At 57.0% G+C, this 14,427-nt stretch carries 11 protein-coding genes; 2 read left to right on the forward strand and 9 right to left on the reverse strand.

Annotation, left to right across the window (positions count from 1 at the left end; all coding sequences use genetic code 11):
* Positions 1-76: 76 nt before the first annotated feature.
* A complete protein-coding gene (gene pgi, locus FIV00_RS11700) occupies positions 77-1,699 on the reverse strand; it encodes a glucose-6-phosphate isomerase (RefSeq protein ID WP_152500914.1) in 1,623 nt (540 codons plus the stop codon).
* Positions 1,700-2,016: 317 nt separating this feature from the next.
* Between pgi and FIV00_RS11705 the strand changes: the two genes are divergently transcribed.
* Positions 2,017-2,643 (forward strand): PilZ domain-containing protein, encoded by a 627-nt coding sequence (locus tag FIV00_RS11705; protein WP_209006892.1) that lies wholly within the window; start codon positions 2,017-2,019, stop codon positions 2,641-2,643.
* Positions 2,644-2,681: 38 nt separating this feature from the next.
* On the opposite strand, the gene eda is transcribed toward FIV00_RS11705, so the two are convergent.
* The 8 genes from eda to FIV00_RS11745 all read right to left on the reverse strand — a co-directional run bounded on the left by eda (position 2,682) and on the right by FIV00_RS11745 (position 12,346).
* Positions 2,682-3,320, reverse strand: a complete 639-nt coding sequence (gene eda, locus FIV00_RS11710; RefSeq protein WP_152500915.1) for a bifunctional 4-hydroxy-2-oxoglutarate aldolase/2-dehydro-3-deoxy-phosphogluconate aldolase — start codon at positions 3,318-3,320, stop codon at positions 2,682-2,684.
* Between the two features lie 166 nt (positions 3,321-3,486).
* Positions 3,487-5,307 carry a phosphogluconate dehydratase gene (gene edd, locus FIV00_RS11715; protein ID WP_152500916.1) on the reverse strand — a complete coding sequence of 607 codons (1,821 nt, stop codon included), beginning with the start codon at positions 5,305-5,307 and terminating at the stop codon, positions 3,487-3,489.
* A gap of 139 nt (positions 5,308-5,446) precedes the next feature.
* Positions 5,447-6,922: a glucose-6-phosphate dehydrogenase gene (zwf, locus tag FIV00_RS11720; protein ID WP_152500917.1), complete on the reverse strand. Its 1,476-nt coding sequence runs from the start codon at positions 6,920-6,922 to the stop codon at positions 5,447-5,449.
* A gap of 99 nt (positions 6,923-7,021) precedes the next feature.
* The gene (locus FIV00_RS11725; RefSeq protein ID WP_152500918.1) at positions 7,022-7,969 is read right to left on the reverse strand and encodes a carbohydrate kinase; all 948 of its coding nucleotides are present in this window, start codon (positions 7,967-7,969) and stop codon (positions 7,022-7,024) included.
* Between the two features lie 83 nt (positions 7,970-8,052).
* Complete coding sequence (locus tag FIV00_RS11730; RefSeq protein WP_152500919.1) at positions 8,053-8,826, reverse strand: ATP-binding cassette domain-containing protein; 774 nt, start codon at positions 8,824-8,826, stop codon at positions 8,053-8,055.
* Positions 8,826-9,911: an ABC transporter permease gene (locus FIV00_RS11735; RefSeq protein ID WP_152500920.1), complete on the reverse strand. Its 1,086-nt coding sequence runs from the start codon at positions 9,909-9,911 to the stop codon at positions 8,826-8,828. Before FIV00_RS11735 ends, FIV00_RS11730 begins: the two co-directional genes overlap by 1 nt.
* Before the next feature lie 75 nt (positions 9,912-9,986).
* A complete protein-coding gene (locus FIV00_RS11740; RefSeq protein WP_152500921.1) occupies positions 9,987-11,003 on the reverse strand; it encodes a sugar ABC transporter substrate-binding protein in 1,017 nt (338 codons plus the stop codon).
* Positions 11,004-11,026: 23 nt separating this feature from the next.
* Entirely contained in the window at positions 11,027-12,346 is a 1,320-nt protein-coding gene (locus tag FIV00_RS11745; protein WP_209006893.1) for an ROK family transcriptional regulator, read from the reverse strand.
* A 353-nt stretch (positions 12,347-12,699) separates the two neighbouring features.
* On the opposite strand from FIV00_RS11745, the gene ade reads away from it, so the two are divergent.
* Positions 12,700-14,418: an adenine deaminase gene (gene ade, locus FIV00_RS11750; RefSeq protein ID WP_152500923.1), complete on the forward strand. Its 1,719-nt coding sequence runs from the start codon at positions 12,700-12,702 to the stop codon at positions 14,416-14,418.
* Positions 14,419-14,427: the final 9 nt, after the last annotated feature.

Genomic DNA, 14,427 nt, shown 5'->3' on the forward strand with positions numbered 1-14,427 from the left:
ATGGCGTTGGCACGCGTTCCAGCGCGCTTGCTGCCATAAACGTTAAAGTGTTGCTTTTCGACCGCCCGAAAGCCGTTCAGCTCTTTAGCGCTGCCAACAGTCCTTTTGTGGAGGCATCCTTGCTGTCCGCACTTGCGTCGCCCTTGACCATCGGCAACAGCGCGGTTGCGAGTTCCTTGCCGAGCTCAACGCCCCACTGATCGAAGGAGTTGATGTCCCAGATTACGCCTTCGACAAACACCCGATGCTCATAAAGCGCAATCAGGCGGCCGAGTGCAAAGGGGGTCAGGCTGTCATAAACCAGTGTGATTGACGGACGGTTTCCTGGAAAGACCTTATGAGGTGCCAGGCGTTCGACTTCGTCTTCGGCCTGGCCGGAGGCCTTCAACAGAGCCTTTGCCTCTTCCAGCGTTCTGCCCAGCATCAAGGCCTCTGACTGGGCAAGGCAATTGGCAACAAGCAGGTCGTGATGGTGCTTCAGATCGTCTTCATGCCCGTTGGCCGCGATCAGAAACTCACATGGGATCACCGTCGTGCCCTGGTGAAGCAGCTGGTAGAACGCATGCTGGCCGTTCGTTCCAGGCTCGCCCCAGACAAGAGGACCTGTTTCCCGGGTAACGGGTGTACCGTCCAGTTTGACGCTCTTGCCGTTGGATTCCATATCCAGCTGCTGCAGATAGGCCGGCAGCCTCGACAGGCGTTGGTCATAAGGCAGGACAGCCCGTGCGCTGTGTCCGAGAACATTCCGGTTCCAGACGCCGATCAGGGCCATCAGAACAGGCAGGTTGTTTGCAAGTTCGGCTTCCTGGAAATGCTTGTCCATGGCATGGGCACCTTCCAGAAAGTCCGAAAAGGCGTCGGGACCAATGGCAATCATCAAGGGCAAGCCGATGGCTGACCAGACGGAGTAGCGGCCGCCCACCCAATCCCAGAATCCAAAGACGCGGGACTGATCGATGCCGAATGCGGCAACCTTGTCGAGCGCGGTTGAAACCGCTGCGAAGTGGCTGCCGACCGCATCTTCGCCGAGTGTGTCGGAGATCCATTTGCGCGCGGCCTGCGCGTTGGTCATGGTTTCAATGGTGGTGAAGGTCTTGGAGGCGACAATGACCAGCGTTGTCGCTGGATCCAGTTTTGCCAGCGTGTCGGCGATGTGCGCTCCATCCACATTGGACACATAGTGAAGTTCAGGTCCGTCGTGATATGGTGCAAGCGCCAGCGTGGTCATAACAGGGCCAAGGTCCGAGCCGCCAATGCCGATATTGACGACATCGGTAAAGGGCGCGCCCGTGGAGGACGTCAGTTCTGCCGATCGAACCGCTTCGGAAAAGTTCGCCATGGCATCGAGCACCGCACGCACATCCGGCATCACGTCTTTGCCGTCCACGATCACTGGATCGTCCGACCTGTTGCGCAAGGCCGTGTGCAGCACAGCCCGATTTTCCGTGCCGTTGATTTTTTCACCGGAGAACATTGCTGTGCGGCGACCTTCAACATCGGCTGCTTTTGCGAGGTCGACAAGCTGAGCCAAAGCATCGGCGTCGATGATCGACTTGGAATAATCCAGAAGAAGATCATCGGTTTTCGCTGAAAACGCGGTGAAGCGTGCGGGGTCGTTCGCGAACAGATCCCGAAGCGTGGTGTCTTTCAGTTTCTCGGCATGTTGGCTGAGTGAAACGAATTGGGCTTCGAGTGCCATGAACGTCTCCTTAAATCGGTTTAATCACCTGAATTTAACCGTATTTTGGTTTCCGCGCTTCCATTAGCACAGGCTGTTCGGAAGGGGGAGATCAAAATGGAAAATATGCAATTGACGATAGTCTCGAGATTTCCCATCCGGTGCTACCACGCCTGCCTCGCGCGCTTGTGACAAGTAAATTGCGTGTTGTGTCAATTACAAATTTTCTCAGGTGTGACTACCATTGCAACCTGAAAGGGACGTGATTCTCTGCCCGAACTTGCCGGGCGAGACCCGCTTCTCAATGTTTGGCAACGGGCCGGAGCAAGGTTTGTGGCATGACGACGGAAAGCAGCGAGAATACTCTGTTTCACCTCAAGGATCAGCCGGATGCCGAGGAGGAAGTGCTCGTCGTTGACTTCGACAATCTTTCAGTGGTGAACGCCGTCGTCTCAAATGTCAACGAATGGGGGTGCCGCCTGACGTCTGTGGATGTTCAGGAACTCTACAAGAACATCGGCATTCGGGCCAAGGATGCTGGCAAGCTGCTCAAGGCGCACGTGACGTCCGTCAAGGGTAACGATGCTGCTGTCGTTTTCGCCAAGCAGGAGAAACTGGGTGCCGACAAGCGCCGTGAAAAGCGCAACGACGTCAAGATCCCGGTCAAGATTGCTGACCTGGACGGCATCACCGAGATCGAGGGAACCATTGTCGATGCCGGCAAGAACGGGTGCCGTGTCAAGGCCAAAGGCCTGACTGCACTGCCTGAGGAAGTCCTGCTGACGATGAATAAGTTCGACCGACCGGTGGTTGCCGAATTTGCATGGCGAAACGAGTCCTCTGCCGGAATGCGCTTGTTGTGGAACAGAACGCTTGAACAAGACGACCGCACGGCAGGTGGCGCATCCGATGATGCCGACATGTCTTCGGAAGACGATCCCATGCAAACGGCAACCGAATTCTGAGCTTCCCATAAGCGAAGCCCAGACTATTCATCGGATTTCTAGTCGTTCAGACCAGCGGCGGCACGCGCGCGTTCCTCAATGCCCGACCAGTCTTCCGAGGCGATTGCCTTGGCGTCAGCAATCCAGGATCCACCAACGCACAGAACGTTCGGCAGTTTCAAATAGTCCGGTGCCTTGTCGAGACTGACGCCTCCCGTCGGGCAGAACTTGGCTGCTGCGAGCGGCGAGGACAGCGATTTCAGATAAGAAGCGCCGCCTGCCTGTTCGGCGGGAAAAAACTTAAGACGCTCATAGCCGCGCTCCAGGAGCATCATCACTTCGGATGCAGTGGCTGCACCCGGCAGGAGAGGCACGCTGTGCTGATCAGCTGCATCCAGCAGTGCATCGGTAGCGCCCGGTGACACGATAAAACGTGCGCCGGCCGAAACGGCAGCATCATATTGCCTGTCGTTCAGAACAGTTCCGGCTCCGACAATCGCGCCTTCCACGTGTTCGTTTACGGCGTCGATAGCTTCCAGAGCATGGGGCGTGCGGAGAGTGATCTCGATGGCTGGCAAGCCGCCTCGGACGAGGGCCGTGGCCATTGGTACGGCCTTTTTCGGATCTTCAACGACCAGAACCGGGATCACCGGAGCAGCGCACATTACACGTTCGATTTTTTCAATGTCCTGGGCCATATCGCCTCCAAAGTCTCTATCTGGTCTCTTTGTCGAACGCAGCGAACTGGGCCACACCTTTGGGCGTTTTTGCATCGGTTCTGAGGAACCGATTGTGTCCCTATTTTTCGCTGCGGTCCGGCCGGCGAGCCATTTTGTCAAAACCGGCTTTCGTATCGATTTTTCCTCAAGCGCCAAAGACATGGGCGCCGGTATCGGCTGTGCCGACGGCATTGCGAAAGACCGAGAAGAGGTCGCGGCCGACACCGTCCTGGTGTTCGCTCAGATCGGCTGTTGCAAGTGGGCGCGCATTGAACTCTGCCTCATCCACCAGAACAGTCAATTCGCCGCTGATCGCATTGATGCGGATCATATCGCCGTCGCGAACTTTCGCTATTGGGCCTCCGGCGGCAGCTTCAGGTGTCACGTGAATTGCGGCCGGTACCTTGCCGGACGCGCCTGACATACGACCATCGGTAATCAGCGCTACCTTATGGCCTCTGTCCTGCAGAATGCCGAGGCAGGGGGTCAACTTGTGAAGCTCCGGCATGCCGATTGCCTTGGGTCCCTGAAACCGGACAACTGCCGCGACATCGCCGGTCAGCTCCTTGTTGTTGAAGGCAGTCAGGAAATCGTTCTGGTCGTGAAAGACACGGGCAGGGGCTTCAATGATGTGCCGTTCCTTGGCCACCGCGGAAATCTTGATGACAGCCTTGCCCATATTCCCGGTGAGCATTTTCAGCCCGCCCGTTGGCTGGAAGGCTTTGGAAACCGGTGCCAGAACGGTTTCATCGCCGGATGTTTCGGGCGCAGCTTCGCGTTGCAGATTGCCTTCGCCGTCGAGCTTGGCCTCAACAGTGTAGCCGGAAAGGTCTGTGCCATAGACGGTCTTCACATCCTGATGCAGATAGCCATCTCCAAGCAATTCGCGGATCAGGAAGGCGAGGCCGCCAGCTGCCTGAAAATGGTTCACATCTGCCTTGCCGTTCGGATAAACGCGCGCCAGCAGCGGAACCACATCGGAGAGGTCTGAAATGTCGTCCCATGTCAGGCGGATGCCCGCTGTCGCTGCGATAGCAACCAGATGCATGGTGTGGTTTGTGGAGCCGCCAGTAGCGTGCAAGCCGACAACGCCATTGACGATTGCCTTTTCGTCGATGACCTCACCAACCGGCGTGAACTCGTTGCCAAGCGCCGAGATGGCAAGAGCGCGTTTTGCCGCTTCCTTTGTCAGCGCGTCCCGCAGCGGCGTGCCCGGATTGACGAAGGAAGCCCCTGGCATATGCAGACCCATGATCTCCATCAGCATCTGGTTTGAATTGGCCGTGCCGTAAAAGGTGCAGGTTCCCGGTGAGTGATAGGCTTTGGACTCGCTTTCCAAAAGCGCATCCCGGCCAACCTTGCCTTCAGCGTAAAGCTGTCTGACTTTGGCCTTGTCATCATTGGAGATGCCCGTGGTCATGGGTCCTGCCGGAATGAAGACGGTTGGCAGGTGGCCGAACGACAAGGCCGCGATTGCCAGACCGGGGACGATCTTGTCACAGATCCCCAGAAAAACCGCCGCGTCGAACATCTGGTGCGACAGGCCAACGGCAGCGCCCATGGCGATTACGTCGCGTGAGAACAGCGACAATTCCATGCCTTCCTGTCCCTGGGTGACACCGTCGCACATGGCAGGAACACCACCTGCGACCTGAGCGACTGCGCCAGCTTCCCGTGCAGCGTCACGTATCAGTGCAGGATAGGTCTCATAAGGCTGGTGTGCCGAAAGCATGTCGTTGTAGGACGTGATGATCCCGAGATTTGGTACAATGTCGCCGGACAGCGCTTTCTTGTCTGTCAGACCGCACGCAGCGAAACCGTGCGCGAGGTTGCCACAGGACAGGCGGGAACGTTGCGGGCCCTGGTCGGCTGCCTTGCCGATCCGCTCCAGATATCTTGAACGGCTGTCATGGCTGCGTTTGACGATCCGTTCGGTGACGGCGCCGATGCGGTCCTGGATGGTCATTGCTTTGATCCTTTGCTAGCCGACTTGCGGCCTGGCTGTTCTCTTTCCAGCGAGTGAGGAGGATTGTCTCTGGCAATCCTCGCAATTCGCGGTATCTCGGACGGCGTCTCGGCAGGCGGTTGGCCTGCGCATGTCCGTATTATTCGCTGTCGTCTTCCGACCATGTGCGGCCGTCGCGTTCCACCAGCGCGATGGAGGCTGATGGGCCCCAGGTCCCGGCCGTATAGCCCTTTGGAGCTTCCTTGGAGGCCGCCCAGGCCGCCAGGATCGGGTCGATCCAGGCCCAAGCGGCGTCGACTTCGTCGCGGCGCATGAAGAGCGTCTGGTTGCCCCGGATCACATCCATGATCAAACGTTCATAGGCGTCTGGATTGCGCACCTTGAAGGCTTCGGCAAAGCTCATGTCGAGCGGGACCTGACGCAGGCGCATTCCACCCGGGCCAGGGTCCTTGATCATCACCTGCATCTGCACGCCTTCATCCGGCTGCAGACGAATGATCAGCCGGTTGGCCGTGATGGTTCCAGCTTCCACGTCAAAGATGGAATGCGGGATCGGCTGAAACTGCACGACAATTTCAGACACGCGCTGAGCCAGCCTCTTGCCTGTGCGCAAATAGAAGGGAACGCCGGCCCACCGCCAGTTGGCGATTTCCGCCTTCAGCGCAACAAAGGTTTCCGTGCGGCTTTCGTTGTTTCCGAGTTCTTCCAGATATCCGGGAACTGCACCTCCTGCGGAGGCGCCTGCGCGGTACTGTCCGCGGACTGTCAGTCTATCGGCGCTTTGCGCGTCGATTGGGGAAAGCGCTTTCAGAACCTTCAGTTTCTCGTCACGCACGCTGTCCGCGTTCATGGATTCAGGCGGCTCCATCGCCACCAGACAGAGCAATTGAAGGATGTGGTTCTGGACCATATCCCGCAATGCGCCGGCCGTATCGTAGTAGCCGGCACGTCCGCCGGTTCCTAGGGACTCTGCAACCGTGATCTGGACGTGGTCGATATGAGCGGCGTTCCAGAGCGGTTCGAACAGGGCGTTGGCAAAGCGCAGCGCCATCAGGTTTTGAACTGTTTCCTTGCCGAGATAGTGATCGATCCGGAAGATCTGGTCTTCGGCGAAGACAGCGCCGACAGTGTCGTTGAGCGCTTTTGCCGAAGTGCCGTCCTTGCCGATGGGCTTTTCCATGACCACGCGTGAGTTGCTGTTGACGACGCCAATCCGCCCGAGGTTCTCTGAAATTGTGCCGAAGAGATCGGGGCCGACCGCGAGATAAAAGGCTCGGATCACTTCAGGGCGTTCTTCGAGAATGGTCTTGAGATCTTCAAAGCCCTTGGCGGTCGCAATGTCGATCTTCACATAATAGAGACGCGCCAGGAACTGCTTGAGATGTTCGTCGTCCAGGTCTTTGACGTGTTCCTTGAGTGCTTTTTCGGCATAGTCACGGAAGTCGTCGTGTGTGTAGTCGCGGCGAGCACTGCAGATGATGCGCGCTTTTTCCGGCATCTGGCCGTCAGCATCGCGATGATAAAGAGCCGGCAACAATTTGCGGTGTGCGAGATCACCGGATGCGCCAAACACGACCAGATCGAAATCTTCAACTTCAATGACGCGTACCGCCATGGACAAATCCCTTCTAAACGGTCGACCGATTAACAGGTAACGGGTTCTCCGGCCGATTTCGGGTGTCTTTTAAATCGATTTAATTAACTTGTCAGCCCCTCATTTGAGCGCTGCCCATTCTTTTTCCAGCTCGGCCTTTCTCGGCAGGTTCGCACCGCGCCGCGCGCAGGTAACGGCCGCTGCCTGGACCGCAAACTCGACAAGTCTTTTTAGCTGGCCTTCATCCAGTGCGGCAAGAGCGGAACGGTTTGTCGCGCCGAGTTCCTTCAAACCTGCCAGAAGCGCTGCCTGGAAAGTGTCTCCGGCGCCGACCGTGTCTTCCACAGCAACCTTGATGCCGGGCACGGTAAGTTCGATGCCGGGTGCAAAGACCGAAGCACCTTCTCCGCCTTTCGTGACAATGACGAGCGCAGCGCCAGATCGTAACCAACTGCGAGCTATGTCCTCAATGCTGGTGTCTGGTGTGATCAGCGCAAGATCCTCGTCACTGACTTTAACAACATCCGTCAACGGTATGAGCGCTTCTGTGTTTTTTCGCCAGAGCGCCATGTCGGCGACGACGGTTGGGCGGATATTCGGGTCGAAGGAGACAAGCGTCCGGTCCCGCTCGCGTTCGATCAATGCCTTAAGCGCACCTGCTATTGGTTCAACGAGCGCGGTGTAGGAGCCGATGTGCAGGAAAAGCGGTGGCGTGTCGAAGGCAGGCAGGTCGGCTTTCGTGACCATGCGATCCGCGGCATTGGAGCCGTAGAACGTATATGCCGGAGAACCATGTTCGTCCTTTTGGACCAGACTCAATGTTGTCAGGTAGTCCGTTCTGAGGATGTAACGATCCGAAACACCCTCGGTCCGGAACTTTTGAACCAGTCTTTCCCCAAGTGCATCCTTTGAAATCCCGCCGAAGAAGGCGGATTCCTCACCTAGGCGCGCCAGGCCCATGGCCACATTGAAAGGGGATCCGCCAATGCGGGCGTCGAAACCGATGCTGTCGTCGTTGGATGCCTCGCCGAAGAGGTCAAAGAGGGCTTCGCCACAAATCAGAAACATTCGCTGTCCATATCATTCATTGTTTTCCAACCGGACCGGCCCGGCGTTGCCGAGAGGGCCCAGTTGAAGCTTCAAGAGGCCGTTCAGGCGGCCAGGTTTTCAGGTGGATCCATCGCGCCGGTCATGATGGCAACGGCATCCGACATGGAAAAATCAGACGGTTTGATCACACAGGCGCGTCGTCCGAGCCGGTGAATGTGGATCCGGTCGGCAACCTCGAAAACGTGCGGCATGTTGTGGCTGATCAGGACAATAGGCAGACCGCGCGCCTTCACGTCCTTGATCAGGTCCAGAACACGCCGGCTTTCCTTGACGCCGAGGGCCGCTGTCGGTTCATCCATAATCACCACTTTCGAGCCGAAAGCAGCTGCACGGGCAACCGCAACACCCTGGCGCTGTCCACCGGACAAGGTCTCCACAGCCTGATTGATGTTCTGGATCGTCAAGAGACCCAGCTCGTTCAACTTGTCCCGGGCAATTTCCTCCATACGGGCCCGGTCGAGCTGACGGAGCCACTTGCCGCGAAATCCGGGTTTCCTGAGTTCGCGTCCCATGAACATATTGTCGGTAATCGACAGAGCGGGCGACATGGCGAGCGTCTGATAGACGGTCTCAATACCAGCCTCTCGGGCGTCGATCGGTGAGTTAAACTGAACGGTTTTGCCGTCCAGCAGCACGTCGCCTTCATCGGGAAACACCGCCCCACTGAGAGCTTTGATCAAGGTGGACTTGCCAGCGCCGTTGTCACCGATGACGGCCAGAATTTCGCCAGGGTAGAGTTCGAAATCGGCATGGTCCATGGCCACCACACGGCCATAGCGTTTGACCAGATTGCGTGCTTGAAGAACGGGTTCCATCAGACCGACACCTTTCTGATCCACTGATCAACCGCGACCGCGGCAATAATGAGCAGGCCGATGAGCAGGTAAGTCCATTGTGCGTCCGCGCCCAACAGGCGCAGCCCCAGGGTAAAGACCCCGACGATAAGAGCCCCAAAGAGCGTGCCGACGATTGAACCGCGTCCGCCAAAAAGAGAGATGCCGCCAATGACGACAGCCGTGATGGATTCGATGTTGGCAAGCTGACCTGTGGTCGGTGAGACAGAGCCGATCCGGCCGATCATGGCCCAGCCTGCAAAGGCGCAGATAAGTCCGGAAAGCATGTAGACCGAAATCAGGACCTTCTTGACCTGCACGCCGGAAAGCTGGGCGGCTTCAGGATCATCTCCGACCGCATAGACATGCCGTCCCCATGCGGTTTGTCGCAAAACGTAAGCGAGTACGACAACGAGCAGCACCATGAAGATAACGCCATAAGTGAAGATTGCCCCGCCGATATTCACCTTGCTTCCAAAGATCTGAAGCAGGGGTGCGGCCTTTGCAATTTCCTGTGACCGAATGGTCTCGTTCGCGGAATAGAGGAAGTTGGTGGCAAGAACGATCTGCCACATGCCGAGCGTCACGATGAATGGCGGCAGTTTCACGACAGCGACCAGAAAGCCGTTGATGTAACCGCAAAGCGTACCGCAGATGAGACCGCAAACAACGGCGACTTCCACAGGCAGTCCGTAGCGGAAAGTGAATTGCCCCATGACAACCGACGACAACACCATGATTGCGCCGACGGAAAGATCTATGCCGGCGGTCAGGATCACGATGCTCTGCGCCGCAGCCACGATGCCGACGATCTGAACTTGCTGCAAGATCAGTGTCAGGGCGAATGGCGAGAAGAATTTCGAGCCCAGCAGGAGCCCAAACACGATGATGGAAAGCACCAGCACAATAAGCGGAACCAGCGCGGGGGTCTGATGAAGCGTGTGCTGGATCTTGTGTCCAAATCCGCGATGTTGATCGTCGAATGAAGCGACGGCTTGCGGACTGGACGCGGCGGCGGCTTCGAAATTGTCCGCTTTCTTGTCGTCAGTCTCAGTGTCTGAGGTCATGCCCGTTTGTTCCTCTGTCACAAAAAAGAAGGGGCAAGGCTGCCCATGCCCCTTCCGTAGTCGTGTCTTGAGACCTTAACCCCAGCAGAGCTCGGTACCCTTGGTCGTGTCGATTGATTCAACACCGTCTGCCGGTTTGTCTGTGACAAGGGCAACGCCGGTATCAAAGAAGTCCTTGCCAGGGGTCGGCTCAGGCTTCGCTCCGCTGTCGGCCCAGGTCTTGATCGCCTCAATGCCGAGCGATGCCATCAGCAGCGGGTATTGTTGGGATGTCGCGCCGATCACGCCGTCCTTGACGTTCTGAACGCCTGGGCACCCGCCATCGACGGAAACGATCAAGACGTCATTTTCGCGCCCGATAGACTTCAGGGCTTCATAGGCACCAGCGGCTGCAGGCTCGTTGATTGTGTAAACGACGTTGATCATGGGGTCCTTCGCCAGAAGGTTTTCCATGGCCTTGCGACCGCCTTCCTCGTTGCCCGCGGTTACATCATTGCCAACAATGCGCGGGTCGGTCTCGTCGCCCCACTTGTTCGGATCGCCAAGATCGATGCCAAAGCCCTGCAGGAAACCCTGATCGCGCAGCACGCCCACGGTCGGCTGGCTGATGGCAAGATCCAGCATGCCGATCTTGGCATTGGCTGCATCGTCGCCCAAAGCGGCTGCGGCCCATTTTCCGATCAGCTCACCAGCAAGGAAATTGTCGGTCGCAAAGGTTGCGTCAGCTGCATCAATCGGAGACAGGGGCGTGTCGAGGGCAATCACCAAAAGACCGTTGTCACGAGCCTGCTGGACAGCAGGCACGATGGAAGACGTGTCTGATGCAGTCAAAAGAATGCCTTTTGCGCCATCTGCAATGCAGGTTTCAATGGCGGCAACCTGGGTCTCATGGTCGCCGTCGACCTTGCCGGCAAAGGATTTGAGTTCAATGCCAAGTTCCTCCGCCTTGGCAGTCGCACCTTCCTTCATCTTCACGAAAAACGGGTTTGTGTCCGTCTTCGTGATCAGGCAAGCGGAAATGTCTGCTGCGACTGCCGGTGTGGCAGCCATGGCGGCGAGAACGGAACCTGTAGCAAGTAGTTTGCGGATCATTTGGTTTTCCTCCCTGGCCTATTTCATGTCGGACGATTGGGTGTGGCCAGATGTGACCCCAACCGTGCTGCCCTTGCCGGAAAACTGGCTCTATCTTCCGAGCTGCCACTTCCAGCGGGTCCGGTGTCTTTCCCGCCTGTCAGGATCGTTGCCCTTGGCGAGAAATTGAAGAATTGCGGCAGACTGGCAGCGCCGATGGCGCCTGCGTCATGCCTGAAACTGCCGATCAAAATCTGCGGCGACTGCCGTTTTTCCGGGGCTGCGTCTTCGACGGCCTTTTGCAGTGCCTCCTGGAACATTTCGGGGAACGCTCCACCCAGATCACCGTCGATTACCACCAGTGGCGCATCGACAAGGGCATAGGCTGAACGCAGAGCCAGTGCGAGTGCGGAGGCGCAATCTGCCATCCATTCCTGGAACTTGATGTCATTGTCGGCCACTGCTGCCTGCAGATCCGATCTGTTCAGGCTGGCAAAGTCACTTGGAGACATGTGGCGAGCAAAAGCGACAAGCGACGCCCGGGTCAGCAAGAGGTCCCATTCTGTCCGCGATTTTGGTGCTGTATCGAGTGTGCTCGGTGGAACCGGCATCATGGCAACGTCCCCGGCATTGCCTGACACTCCGCGGACAACGTCGCCTTTCAGGATCAACCCGCCACCGATTGCCGGACCCAAGAACATGTAGAGAAAATCGTCGTTCTGACGACCGACACCGTAAAAGAGTTCCGCAACCGCAGCAGCGGTGCCATCGTTTTCGCTGAAAACGGGCATATTCGAGACTTCTTCAAGTGCTTCGGCCAGATCGAATGCGTCCCATTTCTTGAAGTCGGCTTCCGGAAGTCCAAGCTCATGGAGCCAGGCACCAAGGTTGAAAGGCTGCGCCAATCCAATTCCCGTGATGCGAGCTTGCTCTTCTTCACTCAGTTGCGCTTTCAGGTTTTTCAGGTCTTCGGTCAGGATCTGGACGGCGACCTCAGGGGCTGGCAGGATCCTGTCGTGAACCCGGCGATCGATGATTTCGCCGGCGAAATCCATCAAAACGGTTTCCATGTTCGTTCGGTCCAACCTGACACCGAAGGAATACGCTCCGCCGGAAGCTAGCCGCAAGATGGTGGCCGGCTGTCCTCGGCTGCCGTCATGGCGTTTGCCGGCTTCGATGATCAAGCCTTCTTCGATGAGGTTCTGGATGATGGCGCCTATGGCGGCGTTGGTGAGCTGAACGGCTCTGGCAAGCTCGGCTTTCGAAGCTTCTTCGGCACGACGCAGGATCTGCAACACGATACGTTCGTTGTATCTGCGCAATTGTGCGGAATTGGAACCACGGCCACTTTTGCGAGTGTCCACCACCTTCCTTGCTCCTCCAGAGGCCACCTTCTGCGGGCGGTTCATAATAATTTATTTTGATGAAATTATTTGCCTGATCAACCGTCCTGTCAATTGGAATTCGCTGCTGCAACGCATGGGTTTTGTGTTGTGATGCGGTAACTGACTGTCACGCATGAAGAATGTTCACCTAAAGGAAAGGTTGAGCCAGGTGCCTTAAGGGTACTTTCTGGCTGCTCCCTCTCTCCGGTTAAGTTATTTCCTGATTTTAATGCGGACTCTGCTGATTTCTGAAGCGGGGAAAAAACGAAGTCATTGTCGCGTCCTGCAAGTTGCGTATTGTCGGAAAACAATAAGAATCGGAGTAGAGACCCATGCCGGTAGCCCACGATGAAGCCTTCCTTGCGCGTGCAATTGCAGCAGGCGCTGGAGACGAGCCAGCTGATCTGGTCGTGAAGGACTGCGCTCTTTTCAGTGTCATCGATGGCAGCAGCGTGAAGTCCGATATCGCGATTGTCGGCGACCGTATTGTCGGCACGCACGGGAGCTACTCCGGCAAGGCGGCGGTGGATGGGCAGGGGCTGACCGCGGTGCCCGGTTTCATCGACACTCATCTTCATGTCGAAAGTTCATTGGTCACGCCATTTGAATTCGACCGGTGCGTGTTGCCGCACGGTGTCACGACGGCCATCTGTGATCCGCATGAGATTGCGAATGTGCTGGGTATTGAGGGCATTCGGTACTTCCTGGACAGTTCCCTGCAGACCGTTATGGATCTCAAGGTCAACCTGTCTTCCTGTGTCCCGGCAACCGCGTTCGAAACTGCGGGTGCAAAGCTGGAAATCGAAGACCTGCTGCCGTTTAAAGACCATCCGAGCGTCATCGGCCTCGCTGAATTCATGAACTTTCCGGGCGTGCTGGGCAGAGACCCCAACGTCCTGGCAAAACTTGCGGCGTTTCAGGATGGACATATAGATGGCCATGCGCCTTTGGTCGTCGGCAACGCTCTGAATGGATATCTGGCAGCCGGCATTCGAACGGATCATGAGGCAACAACAGCTGAAGAAGCACTTGAGAAGTTGGCCAAGGGTATGACGATACTGATCCGGGAAGGCTCAGTTTCCAAGGATCTGGAAGCGCTTGCTCCCATCCTGAGTTCAGACGTTTCCGCCTTTGTCGCGCTTTGTACCGATGATCGAAACCCATTGGATATCGCCGAAGAGGGTCATCTGGATAGCATGATCCGGAGATTGATCGCGAAAGGTATCCGGCCGGTGGATGTATACCGGGCAGCCAGCTGGTCAGCCGCCAATGCCTTTGGCCTCAGGGACCGGGGGGCAATTGCACCTGGAAAGCGGGCCGACATTGCACTCTTGAGCGACTTTGAAGACTGCCGGGTGGCGCAGGTCATCAGCGGTGGTGTTGTTATCGGCAAAGACACTTTCGAGAGGCGGACCATCGTGCCGCCGGTCGGTCTGGACAGTGTCAAGGTTTCATCGGTCGAGGCAGCGAAATTCGACATCCCCGCCCGTAACAGCGAAGCTGACGTCATTGGCGTGGTGCCCGGAAAGATCATCACGGAGCACCTGAAACGGACACTGCCTGTGACCGGTGGTAAGACACTTGCTGACCTGAACCAGGACGTGCTCAAGGTCGCCGTTGTCGAGCGCCACAAGGGAACCGGCAATATCGGTCTCGGCTTCGTCAACGGGTTCGGGATGAAACAGGGCGCGATTGCTTCGTCTGTCGGACACGACAGTCATAACATCTGTGTCGTAGGCGCTGACGAACAGGCGATGGCACATGCGGTCAACAGGGTGATCGCCATGAAGGGCGGATTTGCTGTTGCAGATAGCCAGGGCGTGAAAGCGGAACTTGCCCTCCCGCTCGCGGGATTGATGAGCCTGGAGCCATTTGAAACCGTTCGCGAAGACCTGGAACATTTGCGCGCGGCGGCCAGAGACCTCGGTTGCACACTTGAAGAGCCGTTTCTTCAAGTTGCGTTCCTGCCGCTACCCGTGATTCCTCACCTAAAGATCACCGATTTCGGGATGTTCGATGTGAACAAATTCGAGTTGGTTGATCAGGGGTAATGACGCGAA

Source organism: Labrenzia sp. THAF82 (assembly GCF_009363435.1).
Taxonomy (GTDB): Bacteria; Pseudomonadota; Alphaproteobacteria; order Rhizobiales; family Stappiaceae; genus Roseibium; species Roseibium porphyridii.